This is a genomic window from Streptomyces spongiae, from assembly GCF_009377185.1.
GTDB classification, from domain to species: Bacteria; Actinomycetota; Actinomycetes; order Streptomycetales; family Streptomycetaceae; genus Streptomyces; species Streptomyces spongiae.
In genome coordinates this window covers 32053-52294 of the sequence record NZ_VJZC01000003.1, presented here as the reverse complement: position 1 = coordinate 52294, position 20242 = coordinate 32053, and the positions used below count along the sequence as shown (strand labels likewise).

At 66.9% G+C, this 20242-nt stretch carries 16 protein-coding genes; all 16 read left to right on the top strand.

Features of this window, described 5'->3' with window-relative positions; translation table 11 throughout:
* The first annotated feature begins 49 nt into the window (after window positions 1-49).
* Window positions 50-868, top strand: a complete 819-nt coding sequence (locus FNH08_RS01110) for an SDR family NAD(P)-dependent oxidoreductase (protein WP_194238321.1) — start codon at window positions 50-52, stop codon at window positions 866-868.
* Window positions 865-1845, top strand: a complete 981-nt coding sequence (locus FNH08_RS01105; protein ID WP_152769321.1) for an aminoglycoside phosphotransferase family protein — start codon at window positions 865-867, stop codon at window positions 1843-1845. The genes FNH08_RS01110 and FNH08_RS01105 overlap by 4 nt, the downstream gene beginning before the upstream one ends.
* Window positions 1842-2528 carry a dTMP kinase gene (locus FNH08_RS01100; RefSeq protein ID WP_194238320.1) on the top strand — a complete coding sequence of 229 codons (687 nt, stop codon included), beginning with the start codon at window positions 1842-1844 and terminating at the stop codon, window positions 2526-2528. Before FNH08_RS01105 ends, FNH08_RS01100 begins: the two co-directional genes overlap by 4 nt.
* Before the next feature lie 18 nt (window positions 2529-2546).
* Entirely contained in the window at window positions 2547-4652 is a 2106-nt protein-coding gene (locus tag FNH08_RS53810) for a condensation domain-containing protein (protein WP_152769319.1), read from the top strand.
* 194 nt (window positions 4653-4846) lie between these two features.
* The gene (locus tag FNH08_RS01090; protein WP_152769318.1) at window positions 4847-5995 is read left to right on the top strand and encodes an amidohydrolase family protein; all 1149 of its coding nucleotides are present in this window, start codon (window positions 4847-4849) and stop codon (window positions 5993-5995) included.
* A gap of 52 nt (window positions 5996-6047) precedes the next feature.
* Window positions 6048-6689, top strand: coding sequence for a dTMP kinase (locus FNH08_RS01085; protein ID WP_152769317.1), 642 nt, complete (start codon window positions 6048-6050; stop codon window positions 6687-6689).
* A 205-nt stretch (window positions 6690-6894) separates the two neighbouring features.
* Window positions 6895-8157: a tryptophan synthase subunit beta gene (trpB, locus tag FNH08_RS01080; RefSeq protein WP_152769316.1), complete on the top strand. Its 1263-nt coding sequence runs from the start codon at window positions 6895-6897 to the stop codon at window positions 8155-8157.
* Window positions 8154-8948, top strand: coding sequence for a tryptophan synthase subunit alpha (gene trpA, locus FNH08_RS01075; RefSeq protein ID WP_152769315.1), 795 nt, complete (start codon window positions 8154-8156; stop codon window positions 8946-8948). The genes trpB and trpA overlap by 4 nt, the downstream gene beginning before the upstream one ends.
* A gap of 900 nt (window positions 8949-9848) precedes the next feature.
* Window positions 9849-10961 (top strand): cupin-like domain-containing protein, encoded by a 1113-nt coding sequence (locus FNH08_RS01070; protein WP_152769314.1) that lies wholly within the window; start codon window positions 9849-9851, stop codon window positions 10959-10961.
* Window positions 10962-10971: 10 nt separating this feature from the next.
* Window positions 10972-12420: an FAD/NAD(P)-binding protein gene (locus FNH08_RS01065; protein ID WP_152769313.1), complete on the top strand. Its 1449-nt coding sequence runs from the start codon at window positions 10972-10974 to the stop codon at window positions 12418-12420.
* Window positions 12421-12436: 16 nt separating this feature from the next.
* Window positions 12437-13705, top strand: a complete 1269-nt coding sequence (locus tag FNH08_RS01060) for a LeuA family protein (RefSeq protein ID WP_194238318.1) — start codon at window positions 12437-12439, stop codon at window positions 13703-13705.
* Between the two features lie 34 nt (window positions 13706-13739).
* Window positions 13740-15692, top strand: a complete 1953-nt coding sequence (locus FNH08_RS01055) for an aconitase family protein (RefSeq protein WP_228033787.1) — start codon at window positions 13740-13742, stop codon at window positions 15690-15692.
* Window positions 15689-16726, top strand: coding sequence for an isocitrate/isopropylmalate dehydrogenase family protein (locus FNH08_RS01050; RefSeq protein WP_152769310.1), 1038 nt, complete (start codon window positions 15689-15691; stop codon window positions 16724-16726). The genes FNH08_RS01055 and FNH08_RS01050 overlap by 4 nt, the downstream gene beginning before the upstream one ends.
* Window positions 16723-17967: an ATP-grasp domain-containing protein gene (locus FNH08_RS01045; protein WP_152769309.1), complete on the top strand. Its 1245-nt coding sequence runs from the start codon at window positions 16723-16725 to the stop codon at window positions 17965-17967. The genes FNH08_RS01050 and FNH08_RS01045 overlap by 4 nt, the downstream gene beginning before the upstream one ends.
* A complete protein-coding gene (locus FNH08_RS01040; RefSeq protein WP_152769308.1) occupies window positions 17964-19190 on the top strand; it encodes an aminotransferase-like domain-containing protein in 1227 nt (408 codons plus the stop codon). The genes FNH08_RS01045 and FNH08_RS01040 overlap by 4 nt, the downstream gene beginning before the upstream one ends.
* Complete coding sequence (locus FNH08_RS01035) at window positions 19187-20242, top strand: GNAT family N-acetyltransferase (protein WP_152769307.1); 1056 nt, start codon at window positions 19187-19189, stop codon at window positions 20240-20242. Before FNH08_RS01040 ends, FNH08_RS01035 begins: the two co-directional genes overlap by 4 nt.

Sequence of the window (20242 nt, the reverse complement as noted above, 5' to 3'; positions counted from 1 at the left end):
TCCCACCGTACGGAACTCGGAACAACCTCATCGGAAAGAGGAATGTCTGGTGTTCGATGTCGAAGGAAAAGTGTGCGTGGTCACGGGCGCGGGACGCGGAATCGGATACGCGATCGCCATGGCCTACGCAACCAACGGCGGAAAGGTCGTTGGTGCCGCGCGCAGTGCCGAGGACTTGGCGAAGCTGCAGAAAGACATTGAGAGCGCCGGCGGCGAAGCACATGTTGTGAAAACCGATGTGACGGAGAAGAGTGAAATCGACGCGCTGGCTGCGGCTGCCGTCGAGAAGTACGGCACCATCGACGTTTGGGTCAACAACGCCGGTGGCTTCGTGGACGGCGCAATGTGCGACTGGATCGATGTAGAGCCTGACGCGATGGAAGAGATGTGGAAGTTGAACGTCTCGTCCTATGTGTTCGGCGCCCAGGCCGCCGCCCGCGTCATGCGTGCCGGCGGAAAGGGTGGGTCCCTCATTTTCCTCAGCTCACTCGACGCGCTCAACGCCTGCCCCGGCGGCGAAGGGTGTTATGGCGCCGCCAAGGCCGCTATCACCCACATCATGCAGACCATGGCGGTGGAACTGGGGCGCTACAACATCCGTGTCAACGCGATTGCGCCCGGCCTCGTGCAGACGCCGCTTGTCGAGCCCTTCCTGACGACGCCTGAAATCATCGATCAAAGATCTCAGTATTATCCTCTGGGGCGGATCGGTCAGTCGTCAGACGTTGCGAACGCCGCGCTGTACATGGCCTCCGAGGCGTCCTCGTATGTTTCCGGCGCGACCCTGCTGGTGTCGGGCGGCGCGATTTTCAACTCGGATCCGATCCGCTACCTCCAGGCGATCTCCGCAGAGCAAGAACGGCGATGACGTCCTTCGAAGAGCTACACAATCTGAAGATCCTGCTCAAGAGGAATGATGTCTCGTCGGCAAATTGGGTGGAGATGAGGCAACTCGGTTTCTCGGGAGCTCGGATCTACAAGCAGTCCAACGGCGGGGGCAGGTCCTACGTTGTGAAGGTGACATCGGTCCGCACAGATTGGATCATGCGAGCGACATCGGACGAGAGCTGCCGGGAAGCGGTTCTGGCCGATGTCGCCTGTGTGCGCGACGATCGAGTCGAGTCTCCTGCGATCGGGTCGGCGCAGGACGGCCCCGTTTTTTCGATCTTGATGCAGGACATTTCAGAACATCTTCTGTCGAATGAACGGCTGACCCGCCACCAGCTCGAGGCGATCCTGTCCGGCATGGCTCGTCTGCATTCATTGACGCCGGCAAGCGGGTCCGACGTTCCTTGGTGTTCGATCGAGGACCGTCTCACCCTCTTCAGGCCAGATCCCGCGAAGCTGGCTCGTTTCCGAATCGCCGACGACATTCTGCGTGGCTGGGAGTTGTTCTTCGACCGAGTGCCGGGTGACATCGGGAATCTGGTCCGTTCCCTGTTCGATGACATCAGCCCTCTGGAAAATGCTCTGGGCCGCCTTCCGAACTGTTTTCTGCACGGCGACCTCAAGCTTGACAACATCGCCATACGGCCTGATGGCACGCTGTCCCTGATTGATTGGTCAATGGCAATGACCGCCCCTGCCGCTGTTGATCTGGGATGGTTTTTGGCAATGAACTCCCGTGTCTTGCCGATTTCGCTCGACGAGACAATTTCTGCGTACATGTCCTATTCGAAAATCGAGAACGGATTCCGTGAAATCCACCAGGATTTGACCGTACTGTGCGGGCTGCTGATCCGAGGCTGGCGGAAGGCCCTGGACGCGGAATCGGGAGAGCCTTCCGAGCTTCTGTGGTGGTGCAAGCGCGCATCGAGCGCCTCGAACGTACTTGGAGCGAGATGAACATCCCCTTGATGCCGCACGGGCAGCGGGGAACGCTACTGGCGATCTGCGGCTTCGACGGCAGTGGAAAGTCCACACTGGAGGCGGCGTTGCTGGCCGCGATCACGCCGACGAGAACCTGTGTGCCCGCCTGGGCGCCAACGGAGTGGTGGAGGCAGGACCAGAACGTCCGGCGGAGTCTTTTCGGCGACGGCACCGGGCAAGTGCTTCCGGAGGAAGCCCTTCTCCACTTCAACCTCGCGGATTGCTACACCCATCAGGCCGCCGTGATTGTGCCGGCTTTGGCCCGTGGCGAGGTTGTGATCGTCAACCGCTATCTGTTCGACATGTTGGCTCTGTTCGAGGCCCGTGGCCTGGCTCAGCCCGAGTGGCTGCCCGGTGCTGTCGCTCACATCGTCAAACCGGACTTTTGTTTTGTTCTCGATGGTTCGGCCGAATTGATAGTGGATCGAGTCGTGCGGCGTGACGGAGTTATACCCGGCCGGTTCGATCAGGACATCAAGTTCACAGAACGCTACAACGCGGCGCTCAGACGAATGGCGGAGGAAAATCACCTCACGGTGCTGCGAGTCGAAGCCGACCCCGGAGAAATTTTGCGGCAATGCCTCGACGTTCTGTCCGAGTCAGCTTCATTTGACACGCAAGAGCTTGACCGGAGCGTGGTAAGTGGCCGGAATAACTGATCGATTCATGCAGGATCGATGCCCAAGGGTGGCGTTGTTCGATTTTGCAGATGGAGTGGTTTCCGTGGACATGTCGGCGAGCACCGGATCCGGTTCGTGACCGGTGGCGTGCCGGTCTCCACCGAATCCCGGTCGACAGTGCCTGCGCATACCGTGGATTGGGCTTGGCGAGACCTGCTGGTGGAGTTCCGGCGCCCGGCATTCGACCTCGGCAAGGGGCCCCTGGTCTCGGCGGCCGTTCTTGCGGGAGCACCGGGCGGTGTGCGGAGTCTGATCGTCTGGCACCACGTCGTGGTCGACGCCTGGAGCGCCCGCGTCGTCCCGGCTGAACACATGGGCGTGCTGAACGGCGGCGAGGCCCCGCTGGACGAGGAGCACGGTTACGCGGCCTATGCGCACCGGCAGCGACACCGCCTCGATTCCCCGGAGGGCAAGTCGGCCGTGCGGTCCGCGGGGGAGCGGGCCCGCGCGTGGTCGCTGCCCGGCGATGTGGAGTTGGGCCCGGCTCCGCTGGACTCGTGCGGGGTGCAGGAGCTCTCCGCCGGGCCGGAGGTCTGGGGCCGAGTCCGCGACGCCGCCCGGCGGAACGGGGCGACGACGCTCGCCGTGACCGAGGCGCGCACCCTGGCGGGGACACCGTTCCCCTCCCTCATGGCTGAACGAGGCCCGCGCGACGCGCGCCCCATCGCGCCCCTGGTCGTGGTGTGGGCACCCCGATCCGGCCGCGACGCTGTCCGTCCCCGGCTGGGCGGTGCGCTCGCTGGACGTGGTCCCCCTCGCGGCTCGATGGCCATGGACCGTACTGCTCACGGACCGTGGCGCTCTCGGTCTGTCCGGCCGGATCGAGTTACCGCCCGGTGTCCCGAGAACGCTGGTGACGGAGCTGAGCCTTCGCCTGGAATCCGTCCTGGACGCGTTCTTCCGAGCCCTACGAATGTACGTATTCCGCAATGGAGTGATGATATGACTGCCGCTACGTCAGCACGGCGAGAAGTCGGCCCACACGACGCCCTGCGGCGGGCCTCGGCCCTGGTGCCCATATTGAGGGAGCGATCGGCGCAGGCCGAGCAACTTCGCCGAGTGCCGTCGGACTCGGTCCGGGACCTGCTCGCCTCCGGCCTGATCCGCATCGGCACCCCCGACAGGTTCGGCGGTGTCGGCCTTGATATCGACACGGCGTTCGCTGTCTCCTGGGAGCTCGGGCGCGGATGCGGCTCGACGGCCTGGTGCTACGCGGTCTGGACGACGCACAACTGGTGGCTCGGCCACTTCCCCGAGCAGTGCCAGGAGGAGTACTTCGCCGACGGCTCGGACACGCTGTCCTCGAGCGCGCTCAATCCGGCGAACGGCACGGCCGAACGCGTCAGCGGAGGCTTCCGCGTGTCCGGTCGATGGACCTTCTCGAGCGGTGTCGACGCGGCGGACTGGGTGATGGTGGCGTGCGGCGCGGCCCCCGACGACAGGCTGTGGCTGCTGCTGCCGCGCGTGGACTACGAGGTCGTCGACACGTGGTTCGCCTCCGGCCTGCGAGGCACCGGCAGCAACGACGTCGTCGTGCGCGACGTCTTCGTTCCCGAGCACCGCACGATCAACCCGTACCGCGTCGGTGACAGCGACCGCACGGGGTGGGAGCTGCACAAGCGAGCGAGCTACGGCGTCCCTTTGAGGGTGTTCACCGAGTGGGCGTTGGCCGCACCGGTCATCGGCATGGCACAGGGCGTGGTGGACGAGTTCACGTCGCGGGCCCAACGCGGCGCCGGCCGCGGCCGGGCCGCGGACTCCGCGGCGCTGCGGCTCCGGCTGGCCAAGGCGTCCGCCGAGGTCGACACGGCCCGCACGCTGCACCGCGCCGACGTCCGGGAGATCCTGGACCGGGCCGGCCAGGGCGGATCATTCTCCCCCCTCGAACGCGCCCGCTATGTGCGGGACGCGTCGTTCACCGTCAACCTCTGCGTGCGGGCCGTCAACCGCCTGTACGAGTCGAGCGGCGCCCGGGCCATGATGGACGCCGAGCCGATTCAGCGCCTGCACCGCGACGTCCACGCCGCGTCCCACCACCAGGCGCTCAACTGGGACTTCGCGGCTGAGCAGTTCGGCCGCCTGACGCTCGGCCACGACTCCTGATGAACGCGTTTCTGGCGCCCCGCCGTGAAAGACCGGGGCCGCTTGAATCCGACATTCCTTCCGTCAGAAGGATGCGGAACAAAACCCCGGACGGTTCATTCCCGATCTGAATCGCCTTCCGCTTGAGCCCTTCGGAGGGCAGTGAGATCGGGTTCAGCAGCGCCCCGCACCGCATCTATCGACCGGAGAATCCAATGACTGACAGGCTCATTTCCTGCGACGATCACATGGACCTCAGCCAACTGCCCGCGGATCTGTGGACCACGCGGCTCCCCGCGTCACTGCTCGACCGTGCCCCACACGTCGAGGAACGCGACGGACGGGCGGTCTGGGTGTGCGACGGAAAGGTCTGGGGCCGTTGGGTCGGAAAGCCGTCGGGGAGCCCCACCACGGAGCGGCCGGTCAAGGCGATCTACGACGCTTTCGACCGCGCGGGCATCCACGACCCGAGCCCGCGCCGCGCGGCCGTCGCGGAGCTGCGGCTCGCCGACATGGACCGCGACGGTGTCTCGGCTCAGGTCATCTACGGGCCGGTCCACCAGATCACGACCGACGATCACGAGCTGCGCGCCGCCTGCTACAGCGCCTACAACGACTGGCTGCTCGATTTCTGCAAGGCGGCGCCCGAGCGGCTGATCGGCCTGCCGATGCTGCCGGAGACGCCCGCGGGCGCACTCGCCGAGCTTGAGCGGGTGCGGGAGAAGGGCGGTGTGCGCCAAGTCGTCTTCATGGTTGCCAACATCGACCCCAAGCTCGACGACCCGGCCTGGGAGCCGCTCTGGCAGGCACTCGAGGAGAGCGGCATCATTCTCTCCTGGCACATCACGGCGTTCGCCAAGCCGAACGCACGCGTCGCCGGCAAGGCGGCGAGCGTCTTCGAGAACACCAAGTTGTTCCTCGCGAACTTCGTCGAGCCCTTCGTCGACCTCTTCGCCTGGGGAATTCTTGAGCGTCACCCGGGATTGCGGATGGTTCTGGCCGAGGGCGGTGCGGGGTGGCTCCCTTGGCTGGTTCAGGCACTCGACCACCAGCACGACCAGCTCTGGGAGGCGAAGGAGTTCTGGGCCGACAAGGGCGGCGCAGAACTCGCCACGAAGCCGAGTGACCTCTTCAGGCGGCAGATATACGCGACCTTCCAGGACGACCACGTGGCGATGGCGCTCCTTCCGTTCTTCGGTGAGAAGAACCTGCTGTGGGCGTCGGACTATCCTCACCCCGACAGCGTCTGGCCCTTCTCCCGACAGGCGATCGAGCGGCAGATGGGGCACTTGCCGGCGGATGTGCGCCGCAGAGTGACGCACGACAACGCGGCTGAACTCCTGGGGCTGGGAGGGGCCTCGTAGCGCGTCGCCGCCCGGGCCTGGGACATTCCTCCTCGAACGAAAGGACTTGACCATGCCGAAGCCGATCCCCAAGCGCGCCACCCTGATCGCCTTCGAGGGGATAGACGGTTCGGGAAAGACGACGGCCGCGAACCTCCTCATAGAACGCCTTGGCGCTCAGGGGGTGGGGGCCTCCCTTCACCTGAATCGGAGTCTCGGGCCCGTGCGCGACGCTCTTGACACCCTTGCGCGTGAAGACGGATACCACGACCGGTTCGACATGTTCGGCTCCACCAGTGCGCAGTTCATGGGAGCGCTGCTGAAATGGCGTGAACTGCTCGACATCGAGGCCTTGCTCGCTCGGGAGAACCACGTCGTGGTGGTCGACCGATACATTTACACGCATCTCGCGCTTGCCGTGGCACACAAGACGACGAACGAAATACTTCTGAGGCGTATGTTCGGCGTTTTTCCGACTCCCGACCTCGTGTATTTCGTGGATGTGGATCCGGAGATCGCGGCCGAGCGTGTGTTCAAGCGCGGACGGGACGTGAACTCGCTGGACTTCCTGACGCGACTCCGCGACGGATATATGTCTCTTCCGGAGATGCGGCAGTTCCAGGTCCTGAACGGTGGCGCAGCTCCTGCCACTGTCGTCGATGACGCGTGGCGGCTGATCGAGGCAAAGGGCCTCTTTCCGGTCGAGCACGGCTAAGGGGTCGATGACGGACCGTCTGCCGGAGGACACCAGTGGGGTCCTCCGGCAGACGACCTCGGCTCCGGAAGGGGCAACGCCGAATCCACTCATGCTGCTAGGCTTGCCGAAGGCGCGAAGTCAGTCTGCGTGCCCAGTTTTTCGGGAGAAAGGCACTCTTGTTGTCTGCGATTTCAGTCGCCCGAGCCTGGTAAGGATTTCTGAGATGACCATCCCGGCAGAGCGTTCTCCATGGGCGCCGGGGCGTGAAGGCTACTACGGGGACTTCGGCGGGGCGTTCACACCCGAGGTACTCCATGAGACATTCGCGGAGCTGCGCACGGCTTTCGACGACGCGAGGCGTGACCCGGCGTTCTGGGAGTCCTACGTCGCGTTGATGTCGACCTACGCGGGCCGCTCGACGCCGGTGACGTACTGCGACAACCTCACGCGGGCGTTCGGCGGCGCACGGATCTTCGTCAAGCGGGAGGACCTGAACCACACCGGGGCGCACAAGGCGAACAACGTCATGGGCCAGGGCCTGCTTGTGCAGCGCATGGGGAAACGACGTGTGATCGCGGAGACCGGCGCCGGGCAGCACGGCGTGGCCACAGCGACGATGGCGGCGCGGTTCGGGCTCGCGTGCACGATCTACATGGGCGAGGAGGACGTCGCCCGCCAGCACCCGAACGTCTTCTGGATGAAGCAGCTCGGCGCCGAGGTGATCGCCGTCACCGACGGTACGCGGACGCTGAAGGACGCGATCAACGCGGCCCTGCGTGACTGGGCGGAGTCGATGGACGACACGCACTACGTCATGGGGACCGTGTGCGGCCCGCATCCGTTCCCGGAGATGGTGACGTACTTCCAGTCGATCATCGGCCAGGAGGCGCGCGCGCAGATGCTCGACGCGACGGGCGAGTTGCCGCGCCGGGTCTACGCGTGTGTGGGAGGCGGATCGAACGCGTCCGGTATCTTCGCGGGCTTCCTCGACGACCCCTCGGTCGAGCTCGTCGGCGTGGAAGCGGCCGGCAAGGGGATCGATTCGGGCATGCACGCGGCGCGCCTCGCCGGGGGCAAGGGCCGACCCGGAGTCGCGCAGGGCTACAAGACCGTCTTCCTCCAGAATGAGGAGGGGCTCATGCAGGACACGTACTCGGTGGCGGCGGGCCTCGACTACATCGGTGTCGGCCCGATGCTGGCCGACCTGCACCAGCGAGGGCGGGTCCGCTTCGAGTCGGCGACCGACGCGGAGGTCGTCGAGGCGCTACGCCTCACGATGCGGAGCGAGGGGATCATCCCGGCCCTCGAGAGCTCCCACGCGTTCGCCGGGGCGTTCAGGGAGGTGTCGAGCCTCTCAAGCGCCGACTCGGTCCTCATCAACCAGTCAGGCCGTGGCGACAAGGACATCTTCACCGTCGCCGACGCGCTCGATGACAACGACTGGAAGGACTTCATCCAACGCAAGAGCGCGGGGTACGAACGATGACCGTTACTCAAGGGGTGGACCTCGAGAGCCACCTGCGCCGGCGGCTGGAGAAGAAGCCGCTCCTGCTCATGACGCACCTGGTGGTCGGCTATCCGTCCCTCGAAGCCAACTGGGCGATGCTCGAAGCGATGGACAGCGCGGGGGTGGACCTCGTCGAGCTCCAGATGCCCTTCAGCGAACCCATCGCCGACGGACCGTCCTTCGTGAAGGCGAATCACGACGCGATCACGGCGGGGACGCCGTGGGACGCGTACTTCGATCTCGCGGCGCGCGCCTCGGAGCGGTTCAGCTTCGAGATCGTCTTCATGGGCTACTACAACAGCGTCTTCACCATGGGCGCGGAGCGCTTCTGCGAGAAGCTGTCCGAGGCGGGTATGAGGGGATTCATCGTCCCGGACCTGCCTCCGGAGGAAGCGGCTGACCTGACCGCGGCGGCCCGTGACCGCGAGCTCGCCCCGATCTTCATCATGACTCCGGCGAACTCGGAGGCCCGCCTGGCTGAGATCGGCAGCCACGCTTCGGGCTTCGTCTATTGCGCCGCGCGCAAGGGCGTGACCGGGCGGAAGACGGACCTGTCGGAAGGTGTGGCGGCCTTCTTGGAGAGGTGCCGCACGGCCACGTCGGTGCCGCTCGGGCTTGGGTTCGGGATCAGGACGGCCGACGATGTGCGAGAGCTGCGCGGCCTGGCCGACATCGCCATCATCGGCACGGCAGGCCTCGACGCGTGGGAAGGGCTCGGCGCGGACGGTTATCGCCAGTACCTGAAGGACCTCGTGGCCGAGACCGTCTGACGGCGGGCCAGGCGATTCCAACGGAATCGCCTGGGAAACATTGAACAGCCGTGCCCGGTGTGGCCGCCAAGGGCGAGCTCGCCTTCAGCGATGAAGCGACGGTGCCGGCCGCAGTCCTCAACGAGTGGCTGCGGTCGGCACTTTCGCACGTGACCTCCTGGAAATCTTCCACGACCGGCACCGCGGGCATTCCGCGCTGGGCGTGCTCAGCCCGATGGAGTACGAACTCCGCACCCCGCCAGTAGCCGAATCGGAAGCTGAGATTCCCCTGTGAACATGATTGCTCGACCGGGGCACTGTCCCCACAGCTGCCTGGAATTTGTCAACCTCGCCGCAGTCATGTGCGACACGGTCTCGGACCGCTGAGTCCGTTTTCGAACTCGGCTCTGGACTGTTGGGCGGGCCGGCCCCGAAAAACCCTCGCTGACCAAGGGCGACGCGATCCGGCCAATTGCTGGCAGAGGAGGCTCGAACGGTGTTCGGTATTCCGAACGCGCCGATCGGGCAAGCCGTGGAATCTGCGGCATACGTTGGCTCTTGGTCACGAAAATGCATCTGCCGGACGCCTCGCCGGGGACGAGTCAAGGCGTCAACTGGCCATTACTGAAGGCCGGTTGAGAGCCGCTCGAATCTCACTATGCGGAATGTGCGTTGCAGCCCGCAGGGTCGCGAGACTAAAAAAGACTACGGAAACAACACGGGTCACCACGGGGGGTGTAATGATTCGGGTGGATTAGGCCGTTGGGTCCAAGTGTGCATGAAATGACATGGGCACGGCCTGCCAATTCGCCACCTTCTTTTTTCTCTTCGGCACGCGTGCGGACGCAATCGCCGCGTGACGGCACAGCCTTGCCGATCGGCGGCTGCTTTCCGCTGCTTTCCTACAGCTAAGGACGATCGATGATCTCCGAGTCTCCGAAGACTCTGGACAATGTGACGCGCGTAGCGGACATCAATCCGGAAGACTTCATCGACCGCTTCGTGCGGACCCAAACCCCTGTCGTCATCGGTAACACCCAGGCCGGCACCCCGCTCTCCCGGATCACCACGGCGGAGGCGGCGACCGAGGCATTCGGCGACCTCCGGATCCAAGTGCAGCAGAACTACACCAGCCCGCTGTCGCGAGGCGTCGCGGCGGCTCGGCGGCAGGGTCTCAGCCAGAAAGTACGCAACAAGATCGAGGAGTGGCCGCTCGCCGAGTACCTCGACCATGTGAACAAGAACCCGGACACCGACCTGCTCTGCGTCGAGTACCACACGCCGGCCGCGGTGCGGGAGCTCATGAAGGACCCGAACGTCTGTGGAGTGCCCTGGGCGAGCGAGGATCTCGTCTCCTTCATGTTCGTCGCCAACCAGGGGAACTACGCCCATCTCCACTTCGACGGCGACTTCCGCAATGTGCTGCTCTACCAGGTCTTCGGCCGCAAGCGGGTCGTGATGGTGCCCGTCTCGGCACGCGACAAGATCTCACCGTCGATGAACTTCAGCAAGCTCCTCATCCAGAACATGGACGAGGAGGAGAAGCTGGACCTGCTGCGCTACCTGGGCGCGTACGACTGTGTCATCAACCCCGGTGAGGCCGTCTACTTCCCGCCGTCGATCTGGCACTACGTCGAGTACCTGGACACCGGCGCCTCCATCAACTTCCGCTTCGGCCGGGAGGAGTTCGCGCGCAAGCTGGTCGACGCCAACCGCGTCCCCTTCTATCCCGATCTGCACGCGCTGCTGTCCCACCTCGCCACGGTGACCGACCAGGACGTGCGCGTCGGGCTGGAGGACAAGATCTGGTCCGAGGCCCGTACGGTGCTGGCAACCGAGTACGCGGACAGTGCCGAACGGCACCGGGCGGTGCAGGAGATGTACCGCGCACTCATGGACAGCACGCTCCCCGACGGCCCGCTCTCCCGGCACGTCGACATCGACTGCCCGGTCGCCGAGCAGATGGCGGTCGAGAGGCACGACTCCCCGTCGAAGCTGTGGCGTGAGGAACTCATGCTCGGCGAGCCGATCTGACGGGGCGACGATGAAATTCCGATTACTCGAAGAGCTCGACGAGAGCATCCGGGACAGCCTCGCGGACAACAGGTTCTACGGCCGTCAGAGCTGGGTCACCCCGGCCCGTGCGGCGAGCGGGGACCGCATTCACGACGCCGTCGTCGTGGGCGCCGGGCAGAACGGACTGTCGCTCGCCTACAACCTGCGACTGCGCGGCGTCAGACGGATCAAGGTGCTGGACGCCCAGCCCGAGGACCGGACGGGACCGTGGTCCTCGTTCGCCCGCATGCCCCGGCTGCGGACCCCCAAGGCGCTGCCCGGCCCGGACTGCGACAACCCGCTGCTGAGGTTCAAGACCTGGTTCTGCGCGGCCTACTCGGAGGCCGAGTACGCCACCTTCGACTTCATTCCGCTGCCCTACTGGCGCGAGTACCTGTCCTGGTACCGGCGGGTCCTGGAGATCGAAACGGTGAACGGCACCCGAGTCGACGACATCACCTGGGATGCGTCGGACCAGTGCCTGTCGGTCCACACCGCCGGGCCGGAGGGCCGGGAGCGGTTCCTCGCCCGCAGGGTCTGCCTCGCGACCGGTATCACCGGCTCCGGCCGCTGGTCCGTGCCGGAGGAACTCACCCGGAACCTGCCCGTCGGCACGTACCACTGCGCCTGGGAGGACATTCCGTGGGACACGCTCGCTGACCGCGACGTGGTGGTGATCGGGGCGGGCGCGAGCGGCTTCGACAACGCCGGCCGGGCCGTCGAGGCGGGCTGCCGCTCGGCCACCGTCATCGGCCGCAGCGCGTTCCCGAAGCGGGACGTCTACTTCGAGCTGTGGCGGGGGCGCGACGACAGCGAGGACGTCCCCGAAGGGCGCGGCACCCGCGCCGCCGACCTGCTCGAACCGCTCCTCGCCTACCACCCGAGGCTGGCCGACGCCGACCGGCTGCAGCTCGTGACGGCACTGTTCGAGCACGGCCGCTCGCCGGCCAACCCCGAGTATCTGTCCCGGGTTCGCCACCTCGACCGGATCAGGGTCCTCGAAGGCTGGCCCATCGAGAGCCTCAGCCATGACCCGGCCACCGGACGCATCCAAGTCACCGGTCAGAACGGTGAGTTGAGCGCGGACGCGGTCATCTTCGCGACCGGCCCGCAGATAGGCCTCGAGCACCGTGAGGAACTGCGCAGTCTCACCGACCGCATTCTCACCTGGGGCGACAGGATCCCGGCCGGCTCCGATGCGCCAGCAGACCTCTGCGGCTACCCGAAGCTCTCACCCTTCTTCCAGCTGCAGTCCAAGGACGGCGACGACACCGATCTGAGCCGCGTCTACTGCCTCTCGGACATCATCCACAACACCGTAGGAATCCAGAGTTCCCGGCATGTGGTGACCACGGTCGCCGACCATGTGGCCGCCTCGCTCTATGCCGAACAGTTTGACGACCACATCGCATTCATCAATGGCATCGTCACCGCCTGAACTTTCGGAGTTGAATGTGAGCATCACAGACAAAACAGCCACGCTGCCTGCGGACACCTGGTTCAACTGGAACAGCTACCCCTATGAGGAGACCCAGCGGTCCCTCACTCCGACAGTCACCGGAGCGTTCTTCGACGAGACCCTCCGCGACGGTCTCCAGGCGGCCAACATCCCGATCCCGGAAGTGGATCGGAAGATCGAGTTCATCCACCACATGGTGCGCTGCGGGGTCCGCTCGGCCGACCTCGGCTTCCCCGGCTCGGGACCCGCGGCGGCGCGCGAATGCACCGAGATCGCCAAGTACATCGCCGCGGAGGACCTCCCGCTGGCCCAGGGGTACGCGGGGCGGACCCACCCTGACGACATCGCGGCCATCTGCGGTATCTCACAGGCCGCGGGCGCTCCCGTCGAGGCCTATGTCTTCACCGGTGTCAGCCCGATCCGGCAGCACGTCGAGGACTGGTCGATCGAGTCGATCCAGCAGAACATCCGCGACTCGGCGAAGGCCTGCGACCGCGAGGGGGTCGAGTTCGTCCTCGTCCTGGAGGACACCGTGAGGTGCACCCCCAAGCTGCTCGGCAAGCTGTACGACGTGGCGATCGACTCGGGCGTGCGCCGGGTGACGCTGTGCGACACGGTCGGCACGTCGACGCCGACCGGCACCGAGGCCCTGATCCGCTGGACCACCCGGTACTTTGCCGACCGCGGGCACCCGGTCGGCCTGGAGTGGCACGGGCACAACGACCGCGGCCTGGCCCTGGCGAACTCGCTGACCGCGCTCGCCCTCGGCTGTGTCCGCGTCCACGGCACGATCCTCGGGATCGGTGAGCGGGCCGGGAACACCGCGCTGGACCAGCTGATCGTCAACGGCTACCTCGGCGACCACGGCGACTACGACCTGCTGGCCCTGCGTGAGTACTGCGAATTCGCCGCCGAGGCCCTGGACCTGGCGGTTCCGGAGAACTATCCGGCGATGGGCCGGGACGTCTTCAAGACCAGCGCCGGAGTGCACGCCACGGCCATCCTCAAGGCGCATCAGAAGGGCAGCGACCTCCTCAAGGACATCGTCTACTCCGGTGTCCCCGCAAGCGCCCTGGGGCGCGACCAGGAGGTGCTCATCGACGCCTCCTCGGGAGCCAACAACGTCCGTTACTGGCTCACCACCCGCGGCTACCAGCTCGACAGCGATGTCAGCGATGTCATCGAAAAGGTGCTGCACGCCGCGAAATCCAGACGCGTGGCACTCGAGGACGAGCAGATTAGGCAGATCATTGCTGAGCACTGAGGTTTCGCCGGGCAGCACTGCCCGAACGGTTCGCATGACCGGCAACGTCCTGGTTCTGACCGAGGATCCCGATCTGGTCGCGCGGCAGCTCGACGGGACGACCGAGCTCTCGCCGGAGCGACTGCTGGAATCCCCCCTGCGGTCCAATATCTCCACCGACGAGATGATCCCCGGCTGGTGCTGCTACTGGTACGACAGCAAACTCGGCGACTACGCGTATCTCGGCCTGCGCGACCGGAAGTTCGACGAGGGCGCGGTCCGTTCCTTCGCACCGCAGATCATCGTCAGCGGTGAGGCGAAGGGGTGCGGTTCGTCGCGCGAGCACGCCGTGTACGCCGAGAAGTACGCCGGTGTGGAGATCGTCTTCGCCCGGTCCTTCGAGAAGATCTACGAGCAGAACTGCCGCAACGTGGGCATCCTCACGTGCGACGACTTCGACCTCCTGGACCGTCTGCTGGCCGGTGAGGAGTTGCCGCTGGAGGCGTTCGTACGCCGCTCCAACGCGACGGAACGCGCCATCGTGCAGGCCGGCGGGCTGTTCGCCTACAACCGCGACCGGCAGCAGGGCCCGGACGCGGAGGCGACTGCGCGCTTCGAGCCCCGGCGTCCGCTGAACCCGGTCGAGAAGATCGTCCAAGCGCGGCTGTCGGACCGCAACGCGTGTCCCGAGGACGCCTCGGTCGTCGTCGGAGAGTCCTACTTCGTCGAGACCGACGTGCGGTTCTCCCACGAGTACGTGACCCCGATGGCGGCCGGCATGTTCGCCCAGCAGTTCCCGGCGGGCACGGCCGTCGCCTCGCCCGAGAGCGTCTACTTCTTCCAGGACCACCTGTCGCTGGCCGAAGACGTCCTCAGCCGGCGCTCCAACGGCCTGCAGCTCATCAACCGGGTGGACAACCTCGGCCGCCGCCAGGAGGAGTTCGCCCGGCTCAGCGGCGGTACGTTCGTGGGCCCCGCGGCCGACGGCGGCAGCGAGGCGATCTGCCACAACTACATCATGGAGCGGGTGGCCCTCCCCGGGGACGTCGTCGTCGGCACCGACAGCCACACCTGCACGGCCGGCGCCCTGGGCGCGCTCGCCTTCGGGGTGGGCGCCACCGACATCGCCAACGCCTGGTACAACCGCGAGGTCCTGGTCAAGGTCCCCGAGGTCGTCAGGATCGAGCTGCGGGGCACGCTCCGGCCCGGGGCGTGCGCCAAGGACCTCATGCTGCACCTGCTCGCCCAGCCCGGACTGCAGGGCCACAACACGCTCAAGAAGGTGCTGTACTACACCGGTTCGGGGTGTGCGGGCCTGAACATGGACGAGCGCGCCACCCTCGCCAACATGGCGGTGGAGGCCGGTGCGATGACCGCCCTCTTCGCCTCCGACGAGGTCACCGCCGCCTTCCTGGACGCACGCGACGAGACCGCCAGGAAGGGCGAGGCGGACGTGCCCGCCCCCGACGAGGGCGCCTCCTTCCACAGCGAGGTCGTGGTCACGCTGGACGAGGTGGAGCCCATGGTCGCGCTGCCCGGAGATCCCCGCAACTCCGTGCCGCTCAGCTCGGTTCAGGAGGACATCAGAGTCGACAAGGTGTACGGCGGCTCCTGCACCGGCGGCAAGTCCTACGACATGGACATGTACGCCAGCGTCTTCCAACTGGCCGTTGACCAGGGGATCAAGGTGGCTCCCGACGTCGACGCCTACATCCAGGTGGGCAGCCAGGCCGTCATGGAGTACGCCGTCGAGCGCGGCTATGTGCAGCTCTTCGAGGCCGTCGGCGTCCAGGTGCTGCCGCCGTCCTGCGGGGCCTGCATCAACGCCGGACCCGGGGTGTCAGAGAGCCCCGACGAGGTGACGGTCAGCGCGCAGAACCGTAACTTCCCGGGACGTTCGGGGCCCGGCCAGGTATATCTGGCCTCCCCGTACGTCGTTGCGGCGAGCGCGATCGCCGGACGTCTCAGCTCGGTGGAGGAGATGCTGACCGCGGGGGGTGCCCGATGAGGATCGCGGTGATCCCCGGCGACGGGATCGGTCCCGAGGTCGTCCACGCCGCGCTGCCCGCGCTCGACCTGCTGAACCACGAACTGGGCCTCGGGCTGTCCTACGACGTGTTCGGCTGGGGAGCCGACGAGTGGCTGGCGACGGGCGTCGGGCTCCCCGAGGGGGCGCTCGACATGCTGCGCTCCGAGTACACGGCCGTCTTCCTCGGCGCGCTCGGCGACCCCCGTGTCCCCGACATGGCGCACGGCCGGGAGATTCTGCTCGGCCTGCGCCGCGGCCTGGACCTCTATGTCAACCACCGCCCCAACCAGCTCCCGGACGGGCTGGTGGACATCTACCGGGAGAACACCCAGGGCCTCTACGTCGGCGTCGGCGGGACGGTGCCGCAGGGCGGCGGGGTCGGTGTCGCTGTCGACCAGTGCGTGTACACGCGGCAGACCGTGGAGAACTTCGTCCGCTACTGCCTGGACCGGATCGCCGCCCAGGGCGGCCGGAAAGTCACCCTGGTGCACAAGGCGAACGCCGTGCCGCACACCGGCCGGCTCTGGCAGGAGGTCTTCCGCGAGGAGCTCTCCCGCCATCCCGGGCTGACCGGCACCGACGAGTACGTGGACGCCTTCTGCTACCACTTCGTCCGCACACCGATGCGCTACGAGGCCGTCCTCGCGCCGAACCTGTTCGGCGACATCATCAGCGACATCGGGGCCGCGCTGATGGGCGGGCTGGGGCTGGCCGCCAGCGCGAGCATCTGCCCGGAGACCGGGTTCGGGCTCTTCGAACCGGTCCACGGCAGCGCGCCGGACATCGCCGGCACCCACCGGGCCAACCCCTACGCCGCGGTCATGACCCTGGTGCTGCTGCTCGACCACCTCGGGCACCGAGCGGCCGCCGCCGCACTCCGCGACAGCCTCGACCAGGCGGCCCGCACCGACGCCACCACCCCGGACCTGGGCGGGAACGGCAGCACCGAAGAGTTCATGGTGGCCGTCCTCGACCGGCTGCCCATGGCCATCAAGCAGGAGAAAGAACAGTGAAGGTAGCCCTCGTCGACCCCATCTCCAGCGGAGTCAACCTGGCCGAGGCGCTCCGGGAACGGGGCGTCGAGCCGTACCACGTCTACGGGCAGGCCTGGGCCGGCCCCTGCGAGGCGGACCCCGGCATCGGCGGCAAGCTGCTGCACGAGATGTTCGACGCCACCCGCGCTGCGCTCCAGGAGTACGGCGCCCAGGCGGTGCTGGCCGCCAGCGAGACCGGAGTCGCGCTCGCCGACCAGCTCTCGGCCGCGCTCGGCCTGCCCCACAACACGCCGGAACTGGCGCCGGCCCGGGCCCACAAACTCCAGGAGGCGCGGGCGCTGGAGAGGGCGGGAATCCCCTGCGCCCGTACGGAGTCGGTGTCCGACCTGGCCGAAGTGCCGTCCGTGTTGGGGAAGTTCGAGCAGTTCCCGGTCGTGGTCAAGCCGGTGGACAGCGCGGGCAGTGACGGCCTGGCCATCTGCGCCGACGAGGAGGAGGCGCACACGGCCATCGGGCAACTGCTCGGCCGGCGGAACATGGTGGGCACGATCAACGAGTCGGTGCTCGTCCAGGAGTACCTCGCGGGACCGCAGTACTACCTCAACACTGTCTCCGCTGACGGCCGTCACGCGATCAACGAGGTGTTCCTCGCGAGGGTCGAGGAGTGGCAGGGCAAGCCCGTCCTGCGGGGCCACCACACGCTCTGCCAACTCAGCGCCGACGAGCGTGAGCTGGTGGAGTACGGGCTGCGCTGCCTCGACGCGCTGGGCGTGCGCCACGGCGCCTCGCACATGGAGGTCCGCCTGACCGCGGCCGGGCCCCGCCTGATCGAGACCAACTTCCGCATGATGGGCCCGCTGCTGCCGAGCGACCCGTACGTGTCGGCGCTCGGCCACAGCGCGGCGACGCTCTGGGCCGACGCCGTCCTGGGACGGCAGGCGTTCGACGACCACCTGGCCCGCCCGTACGAGCCGAAGAACACCCTCGGCTTTGTGCAGATGCGCCCGCCGAGTACGGGGGGCGCGCTGCTGGCGATGCCGGGCCTCGACGAGATCCGCCGGCTCCCCACCTTCCACAGCTTCATCAAACTGCCCCAGCTCGGCCTGGAGATACCGGACGCGCTGCTGACCACCGTCACCGGCGGCGGCGCGTACTTCGTCGGACCCACCGCCGACGTCGAGCGGGACATGCGGACCACGTGGCAGTTGGAGAACGACGGCCTGCTGTACGTGACCACCGGTTCGGTGGCGAGCCGATGACGCGCGGTCCGGAGGGTGCCGTGGTGCCGCCGCCTGCGGTACCCGCCGGGCGTGGCGCCGTCTCGTCCGTCATCCGTGAGTCGCTCGCCTACTCCGCCCGGGAGAACATGGTCTCCTTCGCCGGCGGCCTGCCGGCTCCGGAGCTCTTCGACGCCGACGGGATCCGGGCCTCCTACGACCGGGTGCTGAGCCGAGCCGCCGGCCGGGTTCTCCAGTATTCGACGACCGACGGTGACCCGGACCTGCGTACGGCCCTCGCCGAGCGGCTCACCGGCCGGGGGCTGCCGGCCGAACCCGGCAGCCTGCTGGTCACCAGCGGCGCACAGCAGGCGTTGTGGCTCCTCGCCGGCACCCTGCTCGAACCCGGTGACGTCGTGATCGTGGAGAACCCGACCTACCTGGCCGCCCTCCAGTGCTTCCAGCACGCGGGCGCGAAGGTCGTGGCCGCGCCGACCGACCGGCACGGCATCGTCGTAGAAGCTCTGGACGACCTGGTCACCCGACATCAGCCGAAGCTGCTCTACCTCGTGCCCAACTTCCAGAACCCGACCGGGCACACCCTGCCGGTCGGCCGTCGCCAGGAACTGGCGCGGCTCGCCGCGACCCGCGGGTTCTGGATCGTCGAGGACGACCCGTACGGGGAGCTGAGTTTCCATCGGTCCGCGCCCGACTGGATTCGCATGGATCCGGTCGCGGCCGACCGTGTGCTGCTGGTCGGCAGCCTGTCCAAGGTGATCGCACCGGGCCTGCGGCTCGGCTGGCTGCTGGCCCCCGAACCAGTACGGGACCTCTGCGTGAGAGCGAAGCAGGCACTGGACCTGCACACCTCGGCCGTCGACCAGGCCGCTGTCGCCGACTACCTGGCGAACAACGACCTCGACGCCCATCTGAAGCGCGTCCGTGCCGAGTATCTGCGCCGCTGTACCTCGCTGCTGGCCGGCCTGCCGGACGCGCTTCCCGCCGGAAGCACCTGGAACGTTCCCGAGGGCGGCATGTTCGTGTGGGCCCGGCTGCCCGCCGGACACGACGCTGTCGCCCTGCTGCCCCACACCGTGGAGCAAGGAGTCGTCTACGTTCCCGGCGCCCCGTTCTTCGCCACCGACGCCGATCCGAGAACGATGCGGCTCTCCTTCACCACCCATGAGCCGGACGTGATCACGGAAGGACTGGCGCGCATGGCGAGGGCTTTCGACCAGATCCAACAACCCGAGGTGAACGAATGAGCCTGACCCGCATCGACGGTCTGAGCGATCCGCGCTGGGTTCAGCTGTGGTCACAGGACGCCCTGCAGCACGCCCACTACACGTCGACCGGCCTCGGCGTCGGGGCCCACCACTACACGCGGGCGTACTACCTCTCCGAGGACCACGACGTCAATCAACCCCGGGATTCCGCATCGGAGTTCCTCCCTCGCCACGCCGTGGTGCTCGGCTCCTCGGGACCGGTGGCGGGGGTCGCGCTCACGGTGGAGCTCCTCGACGACCGCACGCGCCTGTCGGCGTACGGCCGTCCCGTCATCCTGGTGGAGGACCGCTCGCAGCCGGCGCGCGTCCGCAAGCAGGCGGCCGAACTGCTCTACAAGCACATCGAGGCCGTACGCGAGGAACACGGCGCGGAGCGGTGGCACGCCCGCGACACACTGCTGGACGGCATGCCGTCACCACTCACTGAAGCGATGTTACGGAACGGGGGTGTCAGCAGGCATCACCTGGTGCGGATGGTGGACCTGGAGGCGGACGACGAGACACTCCGCCTGGATCTGCGCAAGAGCTACCGCTACATCATCAAGAAGCGGCCCGAGGGCCTTGAGTTGAAGGTCTTGTCGGCTGCGGACATCACCCGGTCCGACCTCGAACAGTTCGCGAAGCTCGAATACGCCTCCTACCGCCAGAACCTGGTCTCGAACGCGGTGTGGGACGCGATCCTGACGTCCATCCAGAAGGGAGAGGGCTTCCTCGTCACCGCGTTCCTGGACGGCGAGCCGGTGTCCATGGGGTACTTCACGGCCTCGGCCCGTCACGTCGTCTACGTGGCCGGAGTGAACGACCAGGACAAGGCCGGCGTCGGCCTCACCCACCATGTGGTGTGGCAGGCCATCCAGTACGCCCGCAGCGTCGGCTGCGCCCACTTCGAGCTGGGCGAGCTGATCCACCCGGGGGACCACCCCGGCCTGAACGACAAGCTCCGCAGCATCAGCCACTTCAAGGACGGCTTCGGCAACAAGTCCGTCTGTCGCCTCGACGTGTTTTCCGCCCCCCTTGAGGAGGACTCCTGA

Excerpts from the sequence above, each read along its gene's own strand:
- trpA (WP_152769315.1), top strand. The coding sequence starts at position 8,154 with ATGACCGTTACTCAAGGGGTGGACCTCGAGAGCCACCTGCGCCGGCGG.
- FNH08_RS01100 (WP_194238320.1), top strand. The coding sequence starts at position 1,842 with ATGAACATCCCCTTGATGCCGCACGGGCAGCGGGGAACGCTACTGGCG.
- FNH08_RS01085 (WP_152769317.1), top strand. The coding sequence starts at position 6,048 with ATGCCGAAGCCGATCCCCAAGCGCGCCACCCTGATCGCCTTCGAGGGG.
- trpB (WP_152769316.1), top strand. The coding sequence starts at position 6,895 with ATGACCATCCCGGCAGAGCGTTCTCCATGGGCGCCGGGGCGTGAAGGC.
- FNH08_RS01090 (WP_152769318.1), top strand. The coding sequence starts at position 4,847 with ATGACTGACAGGCTCATTTCCTGCGACGATCACATGGACCTCAGCCAA.
- FNH08_RS01035 (WP_152769307.1), top strand. The coding sequence starts at position 19,187 with ATGAGCCTGACCCGCATCGACGGTCTGAGCGATCCGCGCTGGGTTCAG.
- FNH08_RS53810 (WP_152769319.1), top strand. The coding sequence starts at position 2,547 with ATGCCCAAGGGTGGCGTTGTTCGATTTTGCAGATGGAGTGGTTTCCGT.
- FNH08_RS01055 (WP_228033787.1), top strand. The coding sequence starts at position 13,740 with ATGACCGGCAACGTCCTGGTTCTGACCGAGGATCCCGATCTGGTCGCG.
- FNH08_RS01065 (WP_152769313.1), top strand. The coding sequence starts at position 10,972 with ATGAAATTCCGATTACTCGAAGAGCTCGACGAGAGCATCCGGGACAGC.
- FNH08_RS01050 (WP_152769310.1), top strand. The coding sequence starts at position 15,689 with ATGAGGATCGCGGTGATCCCCGGCGACGGGATCGGTCCCGAGGTCGTC.
- FNH08_RS01070 (WP_152769314.1), top strand. The coding sequence starts at position 9,849 with ATGATCTCCGAGTCTCCGAAGACTCTGGACAATGTGACGCGCGTAGCG.
- FNH08_RS01040 (WP_152769308.1), top strand. The coding sequence starts at position 17,964 with ATGACGCGCGGTCCGGAGGGTGCCGTGGTGCCGCCGCCTGCGGTACCC.
- FNH08_RS01105 (WP_152769321.1), top strand. The coding sequence starts at position 865 with ATGACGTCCTTCGAAGAGCTACACAATCTGAAGATCCTGCTCAAGAGG.